Origin of the sequence: Jeotgalicoccus huakuii (assembly GCF_036665975.1) — a bacterium.
GTDB classification, from domain to species: domain Bacteria; phylum Bacillota; class Bacilli; order Staphylococcales; family Salinicoccaceae; genus Jeotgalicoccus; species Jeotgalicoccus marinus.
On the sequence record NZ_JAVIYN010000005.1, the window covers coordinates 93,606 to 116,514 of the forward strand.

The 22,909-nt window shown below is 37.6% G+C and carries 23 protein-coding genes and 1 tRNA gene; 2 read left to right on the plus strand and 22 right to left on the minus strand.

The window, feature by feature from the left end:
• Positions 1-2: 2 nt before the first annotated feature.
• The 5 genes from V6E76_RS04095 to V6E76_RS04115 all read right to left on the minus strand — a co-directional run bounded on the left by V6E76_RS04095 (position 3) and on the right by V6E76_RS04115 (position 2,949).
• Positions 3-1,199, minus strand: a complete 1,197-nt coding sequence (locus V6E76_RS04095) for a phosphoglycerate kinase (protein ID WP_247350062.1) — start codon at positions 1,197-1,199, stop codon at positions 3-5.
• Between the two features lie 143 nt (positions 1,200-1,342).
• Positions 1,343-1,573 carry a glutaredoxin family protein gene (locus V6E76_RS04100; RefSeq protein ID WP_499797711.1) on the minus strand — a complete coding sequence of 77 codons (231 nt, stop codon included), beginning with the start codon at positions 1,571-1,573 and terminating at the stop codon, positions 1,343-1,345.
• Positions 1,574-1,596: 23 nt separating this feature from the next.
• On the minus strand, positions 1,597-2,058 hold the full coding sequence (locus V6E76_RS04105; protein WP_166627252.1) for a threonine/serine exporter family protein: 462 nt from the start codon (positions 2,056-2,058) through the stop codon (positions 1,597-1,599).
• Positions 2,059-2,069: 11 nt separating this feature from the next.
• The gene (locus V6E76_RS04110; protein WP_084145814.1) at positions 2,070-2,867 is read right to left on the minus strand and encodes a threonine/serine exporter family protein; all 798 of its coding nucleotides are present in this window, start codon (positions 2,865-2,867) and stop codon (positions 2,070-2,072) included.
• A 10-nt stretch (positions 2,868-2,877) separates the two neighbouring features.
• A tRNA-Arg gene (locus V6E76_RS04115) sits at positions 2,878-2,949 on the minus strand.
• A gap of 197 nt (positions 2,950-3,146) precedes the next feature.
• Here V6E76_RS04115 and clpP point away from each other — a divergent pair.
• Positions 3,147-3,731 (plus strand): ATP-dependent Clp endopeptidase proteolytic subunit ClpP, encoded by a 585-nt coding sequence (clpP, locus tag V6E76_RS04120; RefSeq protein ID WP_026867317.1) that lies wholly within the window; start codon positions 3,147-3,149, stop codon positions 3,729-3,731.
• Positions 3,732-3,820: 89 nt separating this feature from the next.
• Positions 3,821-4,735: a TIGR01777 family oxidoreductase gene (locus tag V6E76_RS04125; protein WP_166627254.1), complete on the plus strand. Its 915-nt coding sequence runs from the start codon at positions 3,821-3,823 to the stop codon at positions 4,733-4,735.
• A gap of 43 nt (positions 4,736-4,778) precedes the next feature.
• Here the strand turns inward: V6E76_RS04125 and whiA are convergent, their stop codons facing one another.
• The 17 genes from whiA to V6E76_RS04210 all read right to left on the minus strand — a co-directional run bounded on the left by whiA (position 4,779) and on the right by V6E76_RS04210 (position 22,904).
• Complete coding sequence (gene whiA / locus V6E76_RS04130) at positions 4,779-5,723, minus strand: DNA-binding protein WhiA (protein WP_026867315.1); 945 nt, start codon at positions 5,721-5,723, stop codon at positions 4,779-4,781.
• A gap of 26 nt (positions 5,724-5,749) precedes the next feature.
• A complete protein-coding gene (locus V6E76_RS04135; protein WP_166627255.1) occupies positions 5,750-6,730 on the minus strand; it encodes a gluconeogenesis factor YvcK family protein in 981 nt (326 codons plus the stop codon).
• Positions 6,717-7,601 carry an RNase adapter RapZ gene (gene rapZ, locus V6E76_RS04140; RefSeq protein WP_026867313.1) on the minus strand — a complete coding sequence of 295 codons (885 nt, stop codon included), beginning with the start codon at positions 7,599-7,601 and terminating at the stop codon, positions 6,717-6,719. Before rapZ ends, V6E76_RS04135 begins: the two co-directional genes overlap by 14 nt.
• Before the next feature lie 89 nt (positions 7,602-7,690).
• Entirely contained in the window at positions 7,691-8,626 is a 936-nt protein-coding gene (gene trxB / locus V6E76_RS04145) for a thioredoxin-disulfide reductase (protein WP_166627257.1), read from the minus strand.
• Positions 8,627-8,686: 60 nt separating this feature from the next.
• Complete coding sequence (locus tag V6E76_RS04150) at positions 8,687-10,108, minus strand: tetratricopeptide repeat protein (RefSeq protein ID WP_247350059.1); 1,422 nt, start codon at positions 10,106-10,108, stop codon at positions 8,687-8,689.
• A gap of 3 nt (positions 10,109-10,111) precedes the next feature.
• The gene (locus V6E76_RS04155; RefSeq protein WP_026867310.1) at positions 10,112-10,591 is read right to left on the minus strand and encodes an acyltransferase; all 480 of its coding nucleotides are present in this window, start codon (positions 10,589-10,591) and stop codon (positions 10,112-10,114) included.
• Between the two features lies 1 nt (position 10,592).
• On the minus strand, positions 10,593-11,480 hold the full coding sequence (gene lgt / locus V6E76_RS04160; RefSeq protein WP_247350056.1) for a prolipoprotein diacylglyceryl transferase: 888 nt from the start codon (positions 11,478-11,480) through the stop codon (positions 10,593-10,595).
• Positions 11,477-12,409, minus strand: a complete 933-nt coding sequence (gene hprK / locus V6E76_RS04165; RefSeq protein WP_026867308.1) for an HPr(Ser) kinase/phosphatase — start codon at positions 12,407-12,409, stop codon at positions 11,477-11,479. The genes lgt and hprK overlap by 4 nt, the downstream gene beginning before the upstream one ends.
• A 102-nt stretch (positions 12,410-12,511) precedes the next feature.
• Positions 12,512-13,654 (minus strand): DUF4097 family beta strand repeat-containing protein, encoded by a 1,143-nt coding sequence (locus tag V6E76_RS04170; protein WP_247350039.1) that lies wholly within the window; start codon positions 13,652-13,654, stop codon positions 12,512-12,514.
• 11 nt (positions 13,655-13,665) lie between these two features.
• Positions 13,666-16,494 (minus strand): excinuclease ABC subunit UvrA, encoded by a 2,829-nt coding sequence (gene uvrA / locus V6E76_RS04175; RefSeq protein ID WP_247350035.1) that lies wholly within the window; start codon positions 16,492-16,494, stop codon positions 13,666-13,668.
• A gap of 5 nt (positions 16,495-16,499) precedes the next feature.
• Positions 16,500-18,479, minus strand: coding sequence for an excinuclease ABC subunit UvrB (gene uvrB / locus V6E76_RS04180; RefSeq protein ID WP_166627262.1), 1,980 nt, complete (start codon positions 18,477-18,479; stop codon positions 16,500-16,502).
• Between the two features lie 78 nt (positions 18,480-18,557).
• Positions 18,558-18,803, minus strand: a complete 246-nt coding sequence (locus tag V6E76_RS04185; protein WP_026867304.1) for a DUF2198 family protein — start codon at positions 18,801-18,803, stop codon at positions 18,558-18,560.
• 5 nt (positions 18,804-18,808) lie between these two features.
• On the minus strand, positions 18,809-19,444 hold the full coding sequence (locus V6E76_RS04190) for a YfbR-like 5'-deoxynucleotidase (protein ID WP_247350015.1): 636 nt from the start codon (positions 19,442-19,444) through the stop codon (positions 18,809-18,811).
• A 3-nt stretch (positions 19,445-19,447) separates the two neighbouring features.
• Positions 19,448-20,032 (minus strand): TlpA disulfide reductase family protein, encoded by a 585-nt coding sequence (locus V6E76_RS04195; protein ID WP_247350013.1) that lies wholly within the window; start codon positions 20,030-20,032, stop codon positions 19,448-19,450.
• A 99-nt stretch (positions 20,033-20,131) separates the two neighbouring features.
• Complete coding sequence (locus V6E76_RS04200) at positions 20,132-20,305, minus strand: hypothetical protein (protein WP_247350011.1); 174 nt, start codon at positions 20,303-20,305, stop codon at positions 20,132-20,134.
• Positions 20,306-20,515: 210 nt separating this feature from the next.
• Positions 20,516-22,273, minus strand: a complete 1,758-nt coding sequence (locus V6E76_RS04205) for a LysM peptidoglycan-binding domain-containing protein (RefSeq protein ID WP_499797712.1) — start codon at positions 22,271-22,273, stop codon at positions 20,516-20,518.
• Between the two features lie 307 nt (positions 22,274-22,580).
• Positions 22,581-22,904, minus strand: coding sequence for a c-type cytochrome (locus V6E76_RS04210; RefSeq protein WP_247353000.1), 324 nt, complete (start codon positions 22,902-22,904; stop codon positions 22,581-22,583).
• Positions 22,905-22,909 lie beyond the last annotated feature (5 nt).

Consider the following 22,909-nt stretch of genomic DNA (forward strand, 5'->3'; position numbering starts at 1 on the left):
AGCTAGTCCTCCTCAACATTGTCTATAGCTTTTAAGCCTGGTAGTTCCTTACCTTCTAAATATTCAAGTGATGCCCCGCCACCTGTGGAGATATGACTGAATTTATCCTCAAAGCCGAGTTGTTGTGCAGCACTTGCAGAGTCGCCACCACCGATGATTGTAATTGCTCCATCTAAATCTGCAATCGCTTGGCATACTCCACTTGTACCTTTGGCAAAGTTAGACATTTCAAAGACACCCATTGGGCCGTTCCATACAACCGTCTTCGCTCCGTTTAAAGCATCTTTATACAGTTCGATTGTTTTTTCTCCTATGTCTAGTGCCATCATGTCATCAGGAATATTATCAACATCTACCGTTTTAAATTCAGTGTCATTAGAAAATTCCTTCGCAACAACAACATCCACCGGAAGAATTAACCGACCTTCTGCTTGCTCAAGTAAGTCTTCTGCAATCTTGATATTATCTTCTTCTATTAATGAGGTACCGATTGAATGACCTGCAGCTTTAAGAAAAGTATTCGCCATTCCTCCACCGATTAACACCTTATCTGCTTTAGATAGAAGATTCTCAATGACGCTAATTTTGTCAGATACTTTCGCACCACCTAAAATTGCTACGAAAGGTGTTTTTGGTTCGTCGACAGCATTACCTATAAACTCAATTTCTTTTTTCATCAAGAAGCCAGAAACGGTTGGTAAATGCTCACTAATGCCTACATTTGATGCATGTGAGCGGTGTGCAGTACCAAATGCATCATTTACAAATACATCTCCAAGCAATGCCCAGTACTTACCAAGCTCTGGATCGTTTTTACTTTCTTTGGAACCGTCTAAATCTTCATATCTTGTATTTTGAATAAGTAAAATTTCACCGTCAGGTAAACTGTTCACAGCTTCTTCTAAGTCCTCACCACGCGTCTTATCGCTGAATAATACTTCCTTGTCCATCAGCTCACTTAAGCGCTTCGCAACAGGTGCGAGTGTGTAAGTTTCTTTATCTTCTTGAGATTTCACACGTCCGAGGTGGGATAGTAGAATGACCTTACCACCTTTTGCTAGAACATAAGAGATAGTTTTAATCGCAGCCTTGATGCGGTTGTCATCTGTAATCTCACCATCTTTTAAGGGCACATTAAAATCTGCTCTAATTAAAACGTTTTTACCTTTTAATTCTACATCGTCAAGAGTCTTTTTCATGAATACGCCTCCAAGTATATATTCAATTTTATTATACATATCTCACTTAGTGATTTAAACTACAAAAGTAATTTTACATTGATGTAAACACATCCATAAAAAAACGGACACCCTTTATAAGGATCTCCGTTAGTATCAAATATTTATTTATGTTCACGTATATAATCGTAAATTGTCACAAAATCAAGTACGCCTTCTTGAATGACTTCATCACCATTCGATAATACAGGTATTCGTACCATGTATTCTTCTTGCAGTTCATTGTCTTCGTCGATGTTGACTTCAGTTAATTGAACAAGATCATTCCTTAGTTCAGATAAAGCCAGTCTGATTTGGAGTTTACCTTCATTACATAACGCACAATCGTTACGCATGTAATAAGTAAGATTAAGCATGGTCAAGCCTCTTTCTTCCACAAATTTTTTACTTCACGTTTAAGCGTCTGCATCAATGAATCAATCATTTCAGTGGAGATAATACCCATAGCAATCGCCATGGATACTAAGGCCACTTGGAAGCCGTAAGCTAGAGCCATATCGTATTGGGTCATAACGACACTACGCATGGCATTATATGCTGTACCACCAGGTACCAAAGGAATGATACCACAAGTTATAAATATGATGACTGGTGCCCGTAGTTTGCGACTGCTTAAGATAGAAACCGCAGTCAATACAATAGCCCCTAAAAAGGACGCGATTGGCGCTTCTGCACCGATTTCTGTTGCTATATAGTAAACAATCCAACCTAAGGCACCACTAATACCACCTGCGACAATTGTTCTTCTCGGTGCGTTAAACAGGACACCAAAACCCGCTGATGCAAAGAAACTTAAAATCAATTGGAAAAAATAAGTCATGATTCTCCCTCCTACATCAACATGAATATGAGACCTACACCTGCACCGATAGCAATCGCAGTTAAGGAAGCCTCAGCACCCTTCATAGTGCCGGCTAGCATGTGGCCACGAATCATTTCTCGAATCGCATTTGTGATTAAGACACCAGGCACTAAGGGCATGACTGCAGCGATAATAATTGTTTCGACATTGACACCTGGACCATAGTTTACATAAAGAACAGAAAATAAAGCAATAAAGAACGAAGCAAAGAATTCATTGAAAAACTTAATTTTGGTATAACGCTGAATACTTTCTGTAATTAAGACTCCTAACATGCCACCAAATGCTGCAATAGGAATGTCCACAATAGTGCCATTAAAAAGAAGTAAAAACATTGCTGATACAATACCACCTGCGATAATCACTAGCCATAGTGGAAACATCTTAGTTTCATGAATCGTTTCAATCGTCTCAATCGCCTCATCAATGGGTAATCCTTTAGTAATTTGTCTAGACAAATCATTAATATTAACGACTTTTTCTAAGTTGTTTGCACGCTCTTCGATACGAATCGTTTGAGAAAGTGCGTAATCATTCATTGATAGTATGATTACTGTTGTTGTCACGAACACTTGGACATTACCGATACCATAGTTGTTAGCCATACGTAGCATCGTATCTTCAATGCGGTAGGTCTCAGCGCCGCTCTCTAATAAGATCTTGCCACTATTTAAACAAACATAGAAGACTTTACGAACAAACTTATCATCTAAACTAACGTCAGGTTTATCGACTGTTTCAAGTGCTTCGACTGACAAATCACTCACCTCTTTTTAGCACCCCCGAGAAGAATTGAACTCCCATCTCAAGAACCGGAATCTTACGTGTTATCCATTACACCACGGGGGTAAAATATAAAAATAACAAAACTCATTATATCAAGAATGATAGGACTATTAAAGTCTTAAATATTGACTCTCTTGGGACGATAGTAATAAGATAAATGTCATATTGATTTAAAGGTTATTATCTTTGACCTTGTTTGACTAATGTGTTATAAATAAATAAGAGATTATGCTAGATCATTAATTTAGGAGGCAAAAAATATGAATTTAATACCTACAGTAATTGAACAAACTAACCGCGGTGAACGTGCATACGATATTTACTCAAGACTGTTGAAGGATAGAATCATCATGATTGGTAGTGCAATTGATGATAACGTTGCAAACTCTGTAGTCAGTCAGCTTCTATTCTTACAAGCTCAAGACTCTGAAAAAGATATCTATCTATATATTAACTCACCAGGTGGTAGTGTCACAGCTGGTATGGCAATCTATGATACGATTCAACACATCAAGCCTGATGTTCAAACAATTAGCTTAGGCCTTGCTGCTTCAATGGGATCATTCCTTTTAACAGCTGGTGCCAAAGGTAAACGCTATGCTTTACCAAATGCTGAGATAATGATTCACCAACCACTAGGTGGTGCTCAAGGTCAGGCGACTGAGATTGAGATCGCAGCTAAACATATCTTACAAACACGTGAAAAACTCAATAAAATCTTAGCTGAACGTACAGGTCAACCACTAGAGAAAATCGAGAAAGATACTGACCGTGATAACTTCATGACAGCTGAAGAAGCTAAAGAATATGGTCTAATCGACCACGTAATGGAACCAGAAAAATAATATATTATGAACGAAAAGCGTTTAGGTCACGTGACTTAAACGCTTTTTTTTATTATTATGAAATTAGAATAAACTCAGGAGGTTGTCTAGTGAATATACTTATTTCCGGTGGAACTGGTTTTATCGGCAGTCATCTTACTAATGTTTTAAAGAAAGATCGCCATCACGTCTATATTTTAAGTCGGCAGTCTAAATCAAGTGAACATCCCTACGTGCATTATATAAAGTACGATGAAGATAACTATAATGATCTATCTTGGACTAAAGAATTACCAGAAGAAATCGATTTAGTCTATAACTTCTCAGGCGCCTCGTTAAATAATAAATGGACAGATTATTATAAAGATTTAATATTATCGAGCCGTTTAAACATGACCAATATGCTCTATCAATGGCTTTTTGATTCTAAAATTAAACCGCTCGCCTTTGTTAATGCAAGTGCAATCGGTTACTATCCGACAAGTAAACTTGTTGAGTATGATGAGTACGACGTCTTGTCACCGAATGACTTCTTATCTACAGTGGTAAATAAGTGGGAAGGTGCTGCGAGACAAATTGAATCTTTAGGTATCCGAACTGTGTATACACGTTTCGGCTTAATCTTATCTCGTGAGGAAGGTGCCTTACCTATTCTCGAAAAATTATATAAGGCAAACTTAGGTGGAAATATTGCTTCTAGTCGTCAGTGGTACTCTTGGATTCACATTGACGATGTCATTAACGCCTTATATTTTGTTGGACTCAACCAAGATATAGATGGACCTGTAAATATTACAGCACCCGTCGCTGTGAGACAAAAGGAATTCTCTAAAGTACTCAGCGCCGTACTCGGCACACCAAATTTCTTTAAAACACCGAACTTCTTGTTAAACAGTTTGCTCGGTGAGCGCTCAATGTTAATTACTGAAGGTCAAAAAGTCCACCCAAGACGCTTGTTAAACAATGAGTTTAAATACTTGTACCCCACTCTAGACCAAGCTTTAGAACAAATTTATAGTAAATAAAAATTCCCCTGTTCGATAAGATTACATCGTACAGGGGTTTTAATTAAAATATTTTTTCTTCACCATTGCGGATTTTTTCAGCAATGTCGTCTAACTTTCTAAGTCGATGGTTCACACCTGATTTTGAAATCGGTCCAGTCGATACCGACTCACCGATTTCTTTTAAGGTCATGTCTTGATTATCCACTCGAATTCTAGCGACTTCTCTTAGGCGTTCTGGCAATTCATCTATGCCAATTTCCTCCTCTATAAATTTAATGTTTTCCACTTGTCTCATTGAAGCATTTATCGTCTTATTTAAATTTGCTGTTTCACAGTTTACTAGACGATTGACTGAATTTCTCATATCTCTGACAATACGAATATCTTCAAATTTAAGTAGCGCTTGGTAACCACCTATTAAACTGAGGTAGTCAGAAATCTTTTCTGCTTCTTTTAAGTAGACTAAATAGCCACGTTTTCTATCGATAAATTTCGCATTCAAACCATAGCCATTCATTAAGTCTGTCAGTTCAGCTGCATGATCCTCATAGAGGGTTGCAATTTCTAAATGGTAGGCTGAGGTTTCCGGATTATTTACTGAACCACCTGCTAAGAAGGCCCCTCTTAAGTAGCTTCTTCTGCAGCAATCATTGGCTAGAATTTCATCAGTCACACGGTTTGTTAATAGACCACCTTCAAAAATCTCTAGATCTTTTAATACTGCCATCGCTTCTTTTTTAATTCTACATATATAAACATTATTCTTTTTTAACTTCATTTTTTTACGCACAAGTAAGTCAATTTCTATTTTGTAGACATTTTTTATTAGTGAAAAAATTCGTCTCGCTATTGCCGCATTTTCTGTTTGGACATTGATTACCCACTCATTGTCAAAGTAACTGACTGCACCGTTCATCTTGATCAAGGCAGAAAGTTCACTTTTCATGCAGCATTCATCAACTTCAATTCGTGTTAATTCGTTTTTCATTTCGGAAGCAAATGACATGCAACCACTTTCCTTTCAAATTCTACCTAGTACTCTAGTGTTCTTGATTCATCGATAACGATATCGTAGATAATCTCTGCTAGCTTTTCATTGTTATGGCGGACAACGCCTTCATCATCAACAATGATCAACTCGTCATGCGTAATGACTTTTACACCGTTTGCTTCGATTTTATTGCGTTCACTTTCAATAATATGAACGCCTCTTTCTTTGTACGTTGAAGCCATCTGACTATAGACATCTCTTTCATTTAAAATGACATAATCAATGACCTTTCTCTTAATATGTTTTTCAATAGCATAAAGATGGTCATAGGCTGACATGCCCATTGTCTCCCCTGGCTGCTCTAATAAATTTGCGACATATACTTTGATGCCTGTTGAATCCGTAAGTGCCTCTTTAATACCATTAGGTAAGAGATTAGGAATAATGCTTGTATATAGTGAGCCTGGCCCTAAAACGACTATATCAGCTTCCATAATGGCTTCGACTGCAGCAGGTGTTGCATCAATATTCGTTGGAATAAGATAAATTTCTTGAATCTCTTTCTTAATCTTTGGAATATAGCTTTCCCCGATAATCAATGAGTCATCTACCATTCTTGCTGCTAATTTTGGACTAACATTAGTCGATGGAATGACTGTACCTTTAACGTTTAAAATTTTGGATAGTTCGCTTACTGCTGTCGCAAAGTCTCCACTTAAGTCATACATTGCTGCTAACATAAGGTTTCCTAGAGAGTGACCTGATATTTCATCCTTTTTAAAACGATAAGTAAACAGACCCTCAAGCATGGGTTCTACTTCACTTAAGGCGGACATTACGTTTCGAATATCGCCTGGAGCAGGCATATCTATCTGATCGCGGATAATTCCTGTTGAGCCACCGTCATCTGCAACAGATACAATTGCAGAAATTTCCACAGGGTACTTTTTCAATCCACGTGAGAGTACAGATAGTCCAGTTCCACCACCGATAATCGCGATTTTTATTTTAGCTTTCGCCATGAGTGGAACCTTCTATATTTGCATCACGGTGGCTGGTGTTAATTTGAAAACTAAAATCATGAGTTAAATCTTCCCCTAGACGTTTAGCTAAGGCAACAGAGCGATGTTGGCCACCTGTACAGCCAATTGCAATCGTCAATTGTGACTTACCTTCTTTAACGTACTGCGGGATTAGATAGTAGATTAAATCAGAAAGTTTTTCATAGAAAGTATCTGTGTCCTGCCATTTCATCACATAATCATAAACCAAAGCATTTAAGCCAGTTAGTGGACGCAAGTCTTCAATGTAGTATGGATTCGGTAAAAATCTTACGTCAAACATCAAATCTGCATCAATCGGCACACCATGCTTAAAGCCGAAGCTTACGACGTTGACTGTAAAGAACTCTTCACGTCCTCCACTGTACATACTAAACATCTTATCCTTGAGTTCCTTTGGTGACAGTAAAGTCGTATCTACTATTACTGTCGCACGACTTTTTAAATCATCCAAGATTTGACGCTCTTTCTTAATGGCATCTAAGAGCGCGACACCCTCGTTTAACGGGTGAGCACGACGTGTTTCCTTATAACGGCTAACTAGTCGCTCATCATCTGTATCTAAGAAGATAATTCTAAGCATCAATTCTTTACTGTTCGAAACGAGATTCAGTTGTTGTATTAAATCATCAAAAAATTCTTTTCCTCTTAAGTCTACCCCTATTGCCACTTTCGACATTTTACCATCAACTGAATCCATCAGTTCTACAACCTTGGGTATCAAAATAGGTGGTAGATTATCAATACAAAAATATCCCATATCTTCAATTGCTTCTAATGCTACTGATTTCCCAGAACCACTCATACCTGTCATTATGATTAAACTTTTCATTCGACACACCCTTAAAAGAGATTTAGTCTTAGCCTTTGTTTTATACTCATTTTACTATGAAAAATCCCCCATATGGGGGAAATTTCAACTTATTCTCCGTCTTCTAACTTTTCTAAGTAGTGCTGAGCATTTTGAGCTGCTAAACTACCATCGCCAGTGGCAGTAACGATTTGTCTAAGTGATTTCTCTCTCACATCTCCTGCTGCAAAAATTCCAGGAATTTTCGTTTCCATCTCTTCATTGGTTTCAATGTAACCATTGTCATTTAGAATTCCAAGGTCTTTGAATGGTTCTGTAAGAGGCAACATACCAATGTAGATAAACACACCATCGGCCTTGTGTTCATATACTTCACCAGTATTTTTATTTTTAAGTGTGACAGATTGGACTTTACCTTCACCATTAATTGATTGCAGTTCAGTATCCCAAATGAAGTTCATCTTTTCATTTTTAAAGGCTCTATCCTGCAAGATTTTTTGCGCACGTAATTCGTCACGACGGTGAACAACTGTAACTTTACTTGCGTATTTGGTTAGGAAAACACCTTCTTCTACTGCAGAGTCTCCCCCACCAATCACAACGAGTTCACGCTCTTTAAAAAATGCACCGTCACATACTGCACAATAACTTACCCCGCGTCCGCGTAGTAAGTCTTCGCCTGGTACACCAATTGTTTTATATTCTGCACCAGTTGCAATAACGACTGATTTTGTATAAATATCTTCAGATGAAGTTTTTAGGATCTTAATGTCTCCATCTAATTCAACACTTTTAATATCTCCAAATTTGTACTCTGCACCAAATTGCTGCGCATGTTCAAACATTTTTGATGATAATTCGGGTCCAGTAATCATAGTAAATCCTGGGAAGTTTTCTACTTCCTCAGTATTTGCCATCTGTCCACCTGGTACGCCACGTTCTAAAAGCACTGTTTTTAATTCTGCACGAGATGCGTAAACGGCTGCTGTCATTCCTGCAGGACCAGCACCGATGATTACAACATCATAGATCGTCTTTTCGTCCATAGTTTATCTCCTTTAAAAAATTGCTATATACTATTATAGTCACTTAAGGTCATTTATTCATTAAATTTGCTTGAGGTGTTCAATTGCCTTGTTTAAACGATAGTTTGTCGTATTAAACGTTTCTACCAAATACTTTTTGGTTAACTTTTTCTGTGAATGATAACTATATAGGACCGCGGCAACATAACTTTCAACATCGTCAAATTCCTTATGCACCTCATATAAGTCATGGAAGATATCAATCCACATTAACAAAGTATCCTCTTCAGTAAAACCTTTATCGTATAGTAATTCTAAACCAATGTGCATACGACCCAATCTCACAAGTTTTAGTCCCTGAAACAAAAACGAAACGTATAATTTTTCATAATCATCAAGTTCTTCTATACGATTCCAGATTGATAAACCGATTATCGCTTCTTTCGGTTCAATTTTAGAAATTAAATATAAGGCAAGCAGTCTTTTATGTTGATCATCATCATTTAAATACTTTTCCTCAAGACTGAGAATTTGGTTAGCCGCTTCTGATTTTTTCCATGGACTAAATTTCTCGTCTAACTGATGGAAGTTTTGCATTTTTGTCCAGTATGATTTAGATTCTTCTGTCTTGCCTAGATGAAATGATGAAAAACTCAGGGCATGTAAGAGCTGGAAGTTCATAACCCTCTGCTTTTTATAGAGCGGGAATAACAAGCGGTAAGCATGTTCATATTTCTGTAGGAAATTTAACACAAGACCGACTTTAAATCTCGCATCATCATCTAATGGTTCTACGACTTCGAGTTTTTTTAAATATGACTCGTACTTTTCTATCTCATTGGTATGATAGTGAAGTAGCGTCATATGACTCAGCGCATGCATGTCAGTCTGATCATCTTCTAATAATTGTTCAAGTAAAGCCCTTGCTTCATCATACTTATTTAAGAATAGGTAAGCCATGGCCTTTAAGTTTCTAAATTCATTTTCCGTTTGAATGTCGCTTGGTAGTGTTGTTAAATAATCTAGGGCCTCATCGACCTTGGCATTCATAAATAAGTGTTGGAAAATTTGCTGGCCGATAATTCGTTCTGCTTCCTTCTCTAACTCCGCTTCATTATCAATTTCAACTTCAAACATCTCTTCTAGTTGCTGACGATAACTATTATCTTGTGAATACGCAGCATAAGATACTCCATATAAGAATGCCTTATTTGCATCTTGACGAATAATGTTGAGCTCACTCAAAACTTGAAAATATGAGGCATCATAATCATCTTTTACAAATGCATCGATTAGTAAATGTTCCGCTTCATTTCCGAGTCCATTTTCTGCCATAACATAGGCATACTCTGAGAGATAGTCAGGGTTATCCGGGTTTTTATCGTAGGCTTTTTTTAATAAATGCAAGGCTTCTTTTTTGTTATTTTGCTGCCTTTTCTTAATACCTTGCCTGTAGTAACTCTCTCCGTTTTGATTGAGAGAGATGATGTTGTCTTTATTCATTTTTTACCTCTCCCTTATAATCATCGGATTGCCATAGACGAGTGCATTATCCGGTACATCTTTTGACACGACTGCACCTGCACCTATCTTCACTCCACTACCAATTTTAACCCCTGGTAGAATCGTAACATTTGCACCAATCATCGTATTTTCACCAATGATGACCTTACCAATTCGATATTCATCTACTAAATATTCATGGGTTAATATTGTAGCATTATAGCCTATAATTGAATTTTTACCAATGGTAATTAATTCTGGGAACATGAGGTCTGGCATTGCCTTATAGGCAAAGGATACGTGCTCACCTAATTTTATATTTAATCCCTTTTTATAGAATGCGTGTTTGAGCTGAGTAGATGGCAAAAAACGCCCGATTTCAATGACAATAAAGTTTTTTACGACTTTACCAAAGCGAACCGTACGATATAAATGCCATAATGGATTAATTGTAAAACCACGATATCGCTTTAATTGTCTCATACTACTTCTTCCTTTTTTTCTTCTTATTCACTACTGTTGATTTATTTGAATGTGTCGGCTTATCGCCTTTATTTAAATAATTACCATATACTTCATTGTACTGTGGCAAGTTATACTGACGGTGTCGATAAATCATCGCACCAATAGCGACCACAATAATTACAATTGAAATTACTTGTGCCGTTCTTAGTAAATCAAAAATCATTAAACTATCTGTACGCATGCCTTCTATAAAGAATCGACCGATTGAATAGTATACCAGATAAACAAGAATTGTATCACCTATTTTTAATTTTGGACGAATTAACAATAGTATAACTACACCAATAATACTCCAGACTGACTCATATAAGAATGTCGGATGATAGTATGTACCTTCTATATTCATATGGTTAATTATAAATTCTGGAATCATTAAATTCTCTAAGAAATCTCTAGATACAGGTCCACCGTGTGCTTCTTGGTTAATAAAGTTCCCCCAACGACCAATAGCTTGGCCTAACAAAATACTCGGAGCGGCGATATCTGCAATTTGAAAGAAACTGTACCCTTTTTTCTTAGTATAAATTAAGCCTGCTAAAAATCCACCGATGAGTCCGCCATGTATCGCCATGCCACCCTCATAAACTTTTATAATATCAATAGGATTATAGAGATAATAATCAAGGTTAAATAAGACATAATATAATCTTGCACCAATTAGAGAGAAGATAATGATGTACATCATTAAGTCCATAAATAAATCATCAGGTAGGCCTCTTTTGATTGTCTCTCTTTTTGCTAAAAAGTACCCTAGAATCATTCCTGTGAGTATGATAATTCCGTACCAGTGGATGGACAAAGGGCCTAGTGAAATCGCAACCGGATCTATGGCAGCATTTAAAATCATTTCGTGTTGCCTCCATTATCTTTTATCTTTTGATTCAATCTTTCATTAAATTCAACTGCAGCATTATGACCCATCTGGTTCAGTCTATGATTCATTGCAGCGACTTCAATTATACCAGCAAGACTGCGTCCTGGACGAATGGGGATAACTTTTCTGGTCACTTCAGAATTTAAGATTTTAATCTTCTTATCTTCTAAACCAAGTCGGTCATAAGTATTCTTGTCTTCCCAGTTTTCTAAATGAACATTTAGCATGACTCGTTTTTCAGTTAGTATACATCCTGCACCAAAGAGTGTCATTATATTGATAATTCCCAACCCACGAATTTCTAACAGATGCTGAATCAATTCTGGCGCAGATCCCATCAGTACATTCTTTGTTACTTCCTTGATTTCAACATTATCATCTGCAACGAGTCGATGCCCATTTTTAATTAACTCCAAAGCTGTCTCACTCTTACCAATACCTGAGTCACCTGTAATGAGCACTCCAATTCCATACACATCAACTAAAACACCATGCATATTTGTTTCTGGTGCGAGTTCTTTTTCTAAATATGTTGTAATACGACTAGTGAAATTTGTCGTATTATCTTCTGTCGTTAATAAAGCAGTGTTCGTTATGTTACATGCTTCTATTAATTCTAGAGGCGGCTGTAAACTTCTCGTCACTATGATGCATGGTGTTTCTTTACGACATAATCGTTTCGCACGATCTTCGCGTTCATCATCTGAAAGCACACGTTCAAAAAATGATATTTCTGTCATACCTAATATCTGTACTCGCTCTGATGAATAGTGAGAAAAGTAACCAGCGACCTCGAGACCAGGGCGAGACAAATCAAAGCTTGGAATCTCGTTTTCTAAGCCACCGTTACCTCCCCAAATTTTCAAATTAAAATGTTCCACTAAATCGTTCACTGTTAGCATAAAACACCGCCTCTAACTAATATTCTTTATGGGCAAATAGATTTAATAATATTATAACAAAAAATGGGCTGGCAAAAGCCAACCCATTATCTTTAATAGTTCTTAACTGCGATGTAAGGTCACGCTACCTACTTTAGTTCCCACTTCTAAGAATAATCCTTCCTCGTCACTATCGTTGACAAGCATGAGTTCTTTAAAGCCGATATCTTGATGTTTCATGAATCGAGCATCGACTTCTGGTGGGTAATTGATTTGACCAAGTACAGTAGATAAACGCCCTTCTAATGGTTTACCTTGTGGCACACTAATATTAATGCTACCCATATTTGAATTAATTGTCGCTTCTTCTGTATTGCTCTTAAGTGCTAAATTAACAGAACCATTTGAAGAAATTTCAATCGCTTTAGCATTTAGATTGTCTGTCATAATTGTGCCGAGCATTGAAATGACCTCGATGTTTTGATAATCACCTTCTCGGACCTTCACATTTCCTCTTGAAGTTCTTAAAAATGCACTCTTAGCTTCTACGTTAGAAAGATCAATATCACCATTTAGTATATCAATTGTTGCGTCCTGGAATTCCTTATCTTGGATCGATACACTACCATTTGATGCGGCAAGAATAATACGTTTTAAAACATCTTGTGTCACTTCAACTACGACGTTTACACGTGCTGATTTAACATCTGAAACGATGACCAGTTCACCATTTCTAACATCACAGATGATATCCTGGAAGTAGTTTTTCTTCGTATCTAATTTTCTATAGAATGGTGTCACTTCAAATTTAACGACATTCGTATTTTCAGCTGGTTTTAACTCAATATTACCATTAGCAATATCGAGTGATATACTAGAAAATTCTTCATCAATCGTTTCAATAAGCCGATTTTTAGGACCTTTTGAAAAAAGTGTATCGAATGAGGATCCCACTGAATCAAATGCTTTTTCAAGACCATCAAATACTTGTTTCGTTTGTCTTTGGTTGCCAAATTTATTCTTTACATTTGAGTAAGTGTCTGTCACTTTGTCTTTATTTACATACTTGTTAAACTCGTCGACAAATTGATTAATATAATCGTTAAATACGCCTTTATCTGAGTCTGACTGTTCTTCTGAAGTCTCTTGTTGTTGTTGCTTGGATTTCTCCTTCTTATCATTTAAAGCAGACATGAGTTCTATTGCTTCCGATGAAGAAATTTTGCCTTCTTCTAGCATTTTTAAGATACGTTCCTTACTTTCCACTTATATCCCTCCTAATGATTTCTGTTCAACCATTTCTTCAAGTATTGACCTGTATAACTCTTATCTTCCTTCATTACATTCTCTACTGTACCACTTACGACGATGTTTCCGCCACCCTCGCCACCTTCAGGGCCAAGATCAGTGATGTGGTCAGCAACTTTTATAACATCGAGGTTATGCTCAATGATGATGACTGTATCACCTTGCTCAACAAGACGTTGGATCACTTCAAGTAGGTTCTTAATATCTTCAGAGTGGAGTCCTGTCGTCGGTTCATCCATTATATAAAGCGTCTTACCGTTTGAACGACGATGTAACTCGCTCGCAAGTTTCACCCTTTGAGCTTCACCACCAGATAATGTTGTTGCAGGTTGTCCAAGTCTCACATATCCAAGGCCAACATCTAACAAGGTCTTAATCTTTCTCTTAATTTTAGGGAGGTTTTCAAAGAAATAATATGCTTCTTCAACAGTCATCTTTAAGACATCAGCAATACTCTTATCTTTGTATTTAACTTCTAGAGTTTCTCTATTATATCTTTTACCATGACACACTTCACAAGGTACAAAAACATCTGGTAAAAAGTGCATCTCAATACGTAAGATACCATCACCTTTACACGCTTCACAGCGTCCACCTTTGACGTTGAAACTAAAGCGTCCTTTAGAATAACCTCTTACTTTTGCTTCGTTAGTTTGTGCAAAAACATCTCTAATGTCATCGAATACGCCTGTATACGTTGCAGGGTTACTTCTTGGTGTACGTCCAATTGGGGATTGATCGATATCGATAATTTTATCGATATGTTCAATGCCATCTACACTTGTATGTTCTCCTGGTAATTCCTTCGTATTATAGAGCTGTTGATGCAAACTCTTATAAAGTATTTCGTTGATTAATGTACTTTTACCTGAGCCAGAAACACCAGTCACAACATTAAGCACACCTAAAGGAATATTCACATTGATGTTTTTCAAATTATTCTCTTTGGCACCCTTAATTTTAAAGACGCGTTTTTTATCTGGTTTTCTATAGTGTTCTGGCAGTGGAATCGATCTTCTTCCACTTAAGTATTGACCAGTGAGTGATGCATCGTTGTCCATCACTTCCTTAGGTGTACCTTCTGCTACAACCGTTCCACCGTGTTCACCAGCACCAGGCCCAATATCAATCAGATGGTCACTTGCGAGCATCGTGTCTTCATCATGTTCAACAACAATAAGCGTATTTCCGAGTTCAGTCATCTCTTTTAATGTACTGATTAAGCGGTCATTGTCTCTTTGATGTAGGCCAATAGATGGCTCATCTAAGATATATAAGACCCCGCTCAACTGTGAACCAATTTGTGTTGCCAGTCTTATTCTCTGTGCTTCTCCACCAGATAAAGTACCGCTCTTACGGCTCAATGTTAAGTAATCTAAACCAACATTTCTTAAGAACGATAAGCGACTGTTGATCTCTTTAAGTATCGGTTGAGCAATTTCTTCATTTTGAGCTGATAGGGATATATCTTTAAAGAATTCTAAGGAGTCTATGACAGACTGTTCAGATGTTTGACCGATATGCTGACCATCCACCTTAACAGCGAGTGCTTCTTCATTCAGTCTATAACCATCACATGTTTTACATTGAATTTCTCTCATGTATTGACTCATGACATTTCTTGTATATTCAGAAGGGCTCTCATTGTAACGACGTTCTATATTACTTAAGACACCTTCAAAAGGCATTTCTCTCGTTCTTTCCACACCATTATCTTGCTTGAATGAAAACTTAACTAGCTCATCTGAGCCTTTGAAAATTATTTCTTTATCTTTTTTACTTAAGTCTTTAAACGGTACTTTCATATCGATTTTGAAATGTGCTGCTGCCTGACTAAGCAATTGCATATAGTAAGTCGATGATATCGGTTGCCAAGTGACAATTGCCCCTTCTTCTAACGTTAAATTTGGGTCAGGCACAACGAGCGCTTCATCTACTGACATTTTCATTCCCAAGCCATCACAAGTTGGGCAAGCACCATAAGGTGCGTTAAATGAAAAGAGTCTAGGTTCTAATTCAGAAATTGTAAAGCCACATTCTGGACAGGAGAAGTGCTCTGAAAAATGCAAGTCTTCGCCATCGATAACGTTAATTGTCACATTGCCACCGGACTTGTCTAAAGCGACTTGTAGCGAGTCACTCAAGCGTGTTTCAATGCCATCCCTAACTGCTAGACGATCAATAACAACATCGATATCATGCTTCTTGTTTTTTTCTAATTCAGGTACTGATTCAATGTCATACATCTCACCGTCCACCACGACTCTAGCGTATCCTTCTTTACTTAAGGATGTTATTAATTGTTTGTGCTGTCCTTTTTTCCCTCTAGCCAATGGTGCAAATATTTGAATACGAGTACGTTCTTCTAACTGCATAATCGTATCTGTCATCTCTTCAATTGTCTGAGAAGAAATTTCGATATTATGAATCGGACAATATGGTGTGCCTGCTCTTGCGTAAAGCAATCTTAAATAATCATAGATTTCAGTAATCGTTGCAACAGTAGAGCGTGGGTTATTGCTCGTTGTCTTTTGATCGATAGAAATTGCTGGTGACAATCCTTCAATCGTATCAACATCGGGTTTAGACATTTGTCCTAAAAATTGTCGTGCATATGAACTTAAAGATTCTACATATCTTCTTTGTCCTTCAGCATAGATCGTGTCGAAGGCTAAAGATGATTTCCCAGAGCCAGATAAACCCGTCATAACGACGAGCTTATCTCTAGGTATTTCAAGATTTACATCTTTTAAATTATTTTCTCTCGCACCTTTGATGCTTATAAATGGATTTTTCATGTCATTCACCCTTCTGCTTGAATCTCAAATATCGCGTCTCTTAATTCTGATGCAGTTTCAAAGTCTAGATTGCGTGCAGCTTCTTTCATTTCCTTATCTAACTTATCAAGAAGCTTTTGTCTCTCTGATTTGGTCATTTTCTTAGTCGGCGAAGTTTTCTTAGTCACTTTAGTGTTGTCTTCTTTAATGTCAACGTGGGCACTGATGACATCTCTAATTTCTTTTTGAATCGTTGTTGGTGTAATATTGTGTGCCTCGTTAAAGGCGATTTGTTTCTCACGGCGTCTTTCGGTTTCATCTAGTGCGTAACGCATAGAATCAGTTATCTTATCAGCATACATAATAACATGACCGTTACTATTACGTGCAGCACGTCCGATTGTTTGAATCAATGAACGTTCAGATCTTAGGAAACCTTCTTTATCTGCATCTAATATTGTCACAAGTGAAACTTCTGGTATATCTAAACCTTCTCTTAATAGGTTAATACCAACTAAAACATCGTAAGTACCCATGCGTAACTCTCTAATAATTTCAATGCGCTCTAATGTTTTTATTTCAGAGTGAAGGTATTGAACTTTAATGCCGGCTTCTTTTAGATAAGTCGTTAAATCCTCTGACATTTTTTTAGTGAGTGTCGTGACTAGGACACGTTCATTTTTCTCCATACGGTCATGGATTTCAGCGAGTAAGTCGTCGATTTGGTGTTCTGATGGTCTGACATCAATTGTCGGATCAAGTAAGCCTGTTGGTCGTATGATCTGTTGAACCATTTTTTTAGTATGCTCAATTTCATAAGGTCCAGGCGTCGCAGAGACATAAAGTAATTGATCGGCCTTCTCTTCAAACTCAGAAAATTTTAATGGTCTATTGTCCAAGGCACTTGGTAATCTAAATCCATGATCAACTAGCACTTGTTTTCTCGCCTTATCCCCGTTATACATACCCCTAATTTGTGGTACTGTCACATGAGATTCATCAATCATAATTAAAAAATCTTTGAAGTAGTCGAGTAATGTATAAGGTGTTGAGCCTAAATCTCTAAGTGTAGTATGAACAGAATAGTTTTCAATTCCAGAACAAAAGCCCATCTCTCTCATCATCTCAAGGTCATAATTTGTTCTTTGTTCTAGTCTTTGGGCTTCAAGTAGCTTGTCTTCCGCTCTAAGGTTTTTTAATTGTTCATCTAATTCTTTTTCAATTCTCTCAATTGCAACTTTCATTTTTTCCTCACGGGTAACGAAGTGGGATGCAGGGAAGATTGCAAAATGCTCAAGTTCAGAGAATATCTCACCGGTTAAGTAGTCAATTTCACGTATTCGGTCGATTTCATCTCCGAAGAATTCAACACGAATACATTTTTCATCTCTTGATGCTGGGAATACTTCAACTATGTCTCCACGGACTCTAAAAGTTCCGCGTTTAAAATCAATATCGTTTCTCGCATATTGAATATCGACGAGTTTTCTTAAAAATTGATTACGATCGAGTTCCATACCGGTTCTAATACTGACAACTAAGTCTCTATATTCATCTGGATTACCTAAACCATAAATACAAGATACGGATGAAATAATGATAACGTCATCACCTTCAAATAAGGCACTAGTTGCAGAGTGCCTTAACTTATCAATTTCATCATTAATCGATGCATCTTTTTCTATAAAAGTATCCGTACTTGGGACATAGGCTTCTGGTTGGAAATAATCATAGTAGGATACAAAATACTCAACTCTGTTGTTTGGGAAGAACTCTTTAAATTCACTGTACAGTTGCCCAGCCAGTGTTTTGTTATGTGCGATGATTAAGGTCGGCTTACCAACCTTTTGAATCACTTGGCTCATTGTATACGTCTTACCTGTTCCAGTAGCACCTAATAAAGTCTGGTGTCTTTGGCCAGAGTTTATTTGTTCTACAAGCTCATCTATTGCCTGAGGCTGATCTCCAGCCGGCTCAAATTTAGAAACTAACTCAAAATTAGCCATTGTTTCGCCTCCACATATTTATCTATACTAGTCTAACAAAAAAAGAGTAAAAATGACAAACATTTGTTCGGTCTTTTTTCACTCTTCTTCATCATTATTAAATTGATCTAACGTAAAAATCTCTACTATAATGTAACCAACAAAAATCGAAGCTGAATCAATGTAAATTACCCAATCACTCGGGTAAAACCCTCTGTAAATAGAAGCACCGAACAATACGAATGTTAGTAAAACAGCGACATACTTATTTCTTGTGAGTCTTGTAAAAACAACCACAGTGACTGCGGGTACCACCATGGCCATCATGTACCAATAAAGGTCCATAATTCTTACTCCCTATTTAAAATCGCATTGGTGATTTCAAAAAGTTCATCTTTTGGAATAAATCTTTCTTTGAGCATTTCTGTTAGAATGTTATCTAAGAAATCTTGAACCGACACCAAATGATCAAAGCGCTTAATGGTTGCTAACGATTCCTCGTATATTTCAAAGAATAAAGGCTCGGGATTTCTCTTTTGGATTTCTCCGAAAGACTCATATAAAAGATCGATTTTATCCGCCACTGAGAGTATTTGACCCTCAAGTGTACTATCTTTTCCTTCTTTTAAACGTTCCTTATATATCGCTTGATATTCTGGGGGAAATTCTGTTTCTATAAATTTAGTTGTCATCGTTTCTTCGACTTCTAAAAATAATGAATTTAGTTCTAGAGACGCATATTTTACAGGCGTTTTTATATCACCAGTGAAAATCTCCGGATAGTCATGGTTGAGTGCTTTTTCATACAGCGCACGCCAATCTACGGTACTCCCGTGATATTCTTCTACCGTACCTAAATACTGTGCAATTTTAGTCACTTTGAATGAGTGAGCCGCAACGTTATGCTCTTGGTATTTAAACTTACCAGGACAGCGTATGAGTTTCTCTAAGTCACTCAGACTTTTAAAGTATTGATGTACTCCCATTATTTAACGCTCCTTTACATAGTTAACATAGTCTGTGATTAGGTCGGGACTAATCTCACCTATGTATGCTCTAATTACTTCACCTTCTGAATCTAAGAAGAAGGTTGTTGGCATTAAGCTGATTTTGAATTCATCCGTTACTGCAGCTTCGTTCGTTAATTCATAAACAGGATATGATACCTCAAACTGATCAAGGAATTCATCACGATTGGCAGTACTATCATCGATATTTATACCGACTACTTGAACATCGGAGTCAGCTGTTTGGCTGGCATATTCATTTAATTCCGGCGTCTCACGTTTACATGGCTCACACCATGAGGCAAAGAAGTTCACTACAGTCACCTCATTATCTGTTACTAATGACTCAAGTGACTGATCACTATTAATAACGACTTCAGATTCCATATCAAGGGCATTTAAACCAACAGCATGGTGGTTATCCCTACCTTCAGAATCCTGTAGTGTTTTTAAACTCTGTTCTCTTAGTTCCTCATCAGAGACATTGATGACAGCACCAATACTGACACCGACAACTAAGAAGAACACGATAAAAACAACCCCAATAATTATTTTCCTTAAAGACATACTGAAAGTCCTCTCGCATTCATTTTATTCATTTTAACATAAAGTTAAATCTACGAAAGTTAAGAATGTATGAACTGTCAACGAATGTCTTTTATTAGCTTAGACACGATGTCGATTCTTTTCTTGATCCTTCTTCCATTGTTTCATTTGTTTATCCACATATTCATCTACTTTATTAATCTTTTTAAAAGTGAGCACATTGATCGTACTCATAATTAATAAAGAATCGAGCGGTACAGAAGTCCCACTGGATTTAGGTGTAATATTGCTCACAATAATCATCCTCCTCTATATTAGATAACCGCTTTGTTATGAAAGTATTCAAAAATGGAGTTTTTGGATCAATTATCACGACATAGTTCGTGGTTTTTTGGATTTTTAAGAGCTTTTCGTGAACTCTAATTTTACGAATAATAAAAAGTACACTTACATCTCATATGAGTGCAAGTGTACTTCAAATATTTAATCTCTATAAGCTATATATTAGTAGATAAAGTTATGGTTAGCCGCTTGAGAAGCACTTAATGTTCTTGTGCTCTTAGAACCAAGTCCGCCACCGAATTGCATTTCTGAAACTAAGATTGATCCGTCGCCATTAACACGTTCTACAAATGCAACGTGACCTTGACCGTATGATCCGTTAGTGTATGCCGGTGCTTGCATGATTGCACCCACAGCTGGTTTATTACCTACTGAGTATCCATCAGACGAAGCTGCAGATGCCCAGTTAGAAGCATCTCCCCAGCCATTGCCAGTGCTTAAGCCCATTGATGAACGCTTTTCAAATACGTACCATGCACAGCTACCCCACTGATAGTAGTTTGTACCGTTAGATACAGTAGAAGCTGGTGTTGCTGCTGCAGGTTCTTCAGCTTCTTCAGCTGCTGCTTGTTCCTCAGCCGCTCTCTCTGCTTCGGCTCTTTCAGCTGCTGCTTGTTCTTCAGCCGCTCTCTCTGCTTCAGCTCTTTCAGCTGCTGCTTGTTCTTCAGCCGCTCTCGCTGCTTCTGCTTCTTCAGCTGCCGCTTGTTCTTCGGCTGCTCTCGCTGCTTCTGCTTCTTCAGCTGCCGCTTGTTCTTCGGCTGCTCTTTCTGCTTCAGCTCTTTCTGCTGCTGCTTGTTCTTCGGCTGCTCTTTCTGCTTCTGCTTTTTCAGCTGCAGCTTGTTCTTCAGCTGCTCTTTCTGCTTCTGCTTCTTCAGCCGCTGCTTGTTCTTCAGCTGCTCTTTCTGCTGCTGCTTCTTCAGCTGCCGCTTGTTCTTCGGCTGCTCTTTCTGCTTCGGCTTCTTCAGCTGCTGCTTGTTCTTCGGCTGCTCTTTCTGCTTCAGCTTCCTCAGCTGCCGCTTGTTCTGCAGCTACACGCTCTGCTTCTTCTTCAGCTGCCGCTTGCTCTTCAGCTGCGACTCTTTCTGCTTCTGCAGCTTCTACTGCTGCTTGTTCTGCAGCTACACGCTCTGCTTCTGCTTTTTCAGCTGCTGCTTGTTCTTCGGCTGCGACACGCTCAGCTTCTTCATCTACTGAAACTTCTTCAGTTTCTTGAACAGATTCTACTTCTTCTACCTCTTCAACTTCTACTTCTTCAGCCGCTGCTTCTTCAGCTGCGATTCTCTCTGCTTCTGCAGCTTCTACTGCTGCCTGTGCAGCAGCTACACGCTCTGCTTCTGCTTTTTCAGCCGCTGCTTGTTCTGCCGCTACACGCTCTGCTTCTGCTTTTTCTGCAGCAGCTTGTTCTTCTGCTGCTTGTTGAGCTTCTGCATCTTCATTAGCTGAAGTATTTGTTTCAACTTCTACTTCCTCAGTTTCTTGAACAGGTTCTACTTCTTCCACTGCTTCAACTTCTACAGTTTCTGAAGAAACTTCTTCACCTGAGATTGTTAGTTCTTGTCCAACAAAAATTAAATCACTAGATAAGTTATTTAACTTCATGATTTCTTTGTAATCTAGAGAGAACTGTTCACCAATTTGCGAAAGTGTATCTCCTGATTGTACAGTGTATGTATTCGGAGTTTCAACAGGCGCTGGTGCCTCTTCTTCCACTTCATTTACTGTTAATACGTCACCTGGGAAGATAAGGTCGCTTGTTAATTCGTTATCCGCTTTAAGATCAGCTACTGATGTTCCAACTTCATTAGCTATTCCCCATAATGTATCTCCACTAGCTATTTTGTATTCGTCTGCTGAAACCGTCGTTGCTGCGACACCTGTAATTGCTGTTAATGTTGCTACAGATACTACTGTCTTTTTCATAAAGTGAATGTCCTCCTACTAATTAGTAATTTAAATTTGTAATTTTTGTATGTTTGTCTATTGATTGATATGTAAGTCTTCCGCTATTACGACACGTAATAAACTATATCATAAGAGCCATTATAATAAAGTCTTGTAATACATTTGTAATATAAAAGAAATTTATTAGAAATCTGAGCATGTTTTCTTTACAAATGATTTATTTAACTATGCTTTATGATAGTAATTTACTTGGATAAAATAATTTACTATTGCAACAGAAAAACCGCCAAGTTTTCACTTAAAACTTGACGGTTTTTTAATAGTTTTATTGCTTTTCAGAGAGCCATTCTGCTAGTTTATTCAGTTGTTCTTGATCTTCTACTAATCCACCTGGCATTGGTCCTTTTCCTTCTTCGATAATCGATTTGATTTCGTCTACTGATAATCTACTACCGACTTCTTGAAGGTTTGGTCCTGATGCGCCTTCTAATTCTCTACCATGACAACTAAAGCATGATGATGCTTCGTAAATTGCCTGACCATCATCTACCGATGCATTGTCTGTAGCCGTACTTTCTTCTTCACCTGAACCACATGCACTCAGCACGAGTATTACACCAAAGCTAAGAGACATCATTATCTTTTTCATTTCAA

What these genes read in the sequence shown, in the direction of transcription:
- V6E76_RS04095 (WP_247350062.1), bottom strand. Translation starts at nt 1,199, where the DNA reads ATGAAAAAGACTCTTGACGATGTAGAATTAAAAGGTAAAAACGTTTTA.
- V6E76_RS04100 (WP_499797711.1), bottom strand. Translation starts at nt 1,573, where the DNA reads ATGCGTAACGATTGTGCGTTATGTAATGAAGGTAAACTCCAAATCAGA.
- V6E76_RS04105 (WP_166627252.1), bottom strand. Translation starts at nt 2,058, where the DNA reads ATGACTTATTTTTTCCAATTGATTTTAAGTTTCTTTGCATCAGCGGGT.
- clpP (WP_026867317.1), top strand. Translation starts at nt 3,147, where the DNA reads ATGAATTTAATACCTACAGTAATTGAACAAACTAACCGCGGTGAACGT.
- whiA (WP_026867315.1), bottom strand. Translation starts at nt 5,723, where the DNA reads ATGTCATTTGCTTCCGAAATGAAAAACGAATTAACACGAATTGAAGTT.
- V6E76_RS04135 (WP_166627255.1), bottom strand. Translation starts at nt 6,730, where the DNA reads ATGGCGAAAGCTAAAATAAAAATCGCGATTATCGGTGGTGGAACTGGA.
- rapZ (WP_026867313.1), bottom strand. Translation starts at nt 7,601, where the DNA reads ATGAAAAGTTTAATCATAATGACAGGTATGAGTGGTTCTGGGAAATCA.
- trxB (WP_166627257.1), bottom strand. Translation starts at nt 8,626, where the DNA reads ATGGACGAAAAGACGATCTATGATGTTGTAATCATCGGTGCTGGTCCT.
- V6E76_RS04150 (WP_247350059.1), bottom strand. Translation starts at nt 10,108, where the DNA reads ATGAATAAAGACAACATCATCTCTCTCAATCAAAACGGAGAGAGTTAC.
- V6E76_RS04155 (WP_026867310.1), bottom strand. Translation starts at nt 10,591, where the DNA reads ATGAGACAATTAAAGCGATATCGTGGTTTTACAATTAATCCATTATGG.
- lgt (WP_247350056.1), bottom strand. Translation starts at nt 11,480, where the DNA reads ATGATTTTAAATGCTGCCATAGATCCGGTTGCGATTTCACTAGGCCCT.
- hprK (WP_026867308.1), bottom strand. Translation starts at nt 12,409, where the DNA reads ATGCTAACAGTGAACGATTTAGTGGAACATTTTAATTTGAAAATTTGG.
- uvrA (WP_247350035.1), bottom strand. Translation starts at nt 16,494, where the DNA reads ATGAAAAATCCATTTATAAGCATCAAAGGTGCGAGAGAAAATAATTTA.
- uvrB (WP_166627262.1), bottom strand. Translation starts at nt 18,479, where the DNA reads ATGGCTAATTTTGAGTTAGTTTCTAAATTTGAGCCGGCTGGAGATCAG.
- V6E76_RS04185 (WP_026867304.1), bottom strand. Translation starts at nt 18,803, where the DNA reads ATGGACCTTTATTGGTACATGATGGCCATGGTGGTACCCGCAGTCACT.
- V6E76_RS04190 (WP_247350015.1), bottom strand. Translation starts at nt 19,444, where the DNA reads ATGGGAGTACATCAATACTTTAAAAGTCTGAGTGACTTAGAGAAACTC.
- V6E76_RS04195 (WP_247350013.1), bottom strand. Translation starts at nt 20,032, where the DNA reads ATGTCTTTAAGGAAAATAATTATTGGGGTTGTTTTTATCGTGTTCTTC.
- V6E76_RS04205 (WP_499797712.1), bottom strand. Translation starts at nt 22,273, where the DNA reads ATGAAAAAGACAGTAGTATCTGTAGCAACATTAACAGCAATTACAGGT.
- V6E76_RS04210 (WP_247353000.1), bottom strand. Translation starts at nt 22,904, where the DNA reads ATGAAAAAGATAATGATGTCTCTTAGCTTTGGTGTAATACTCGTGCTG.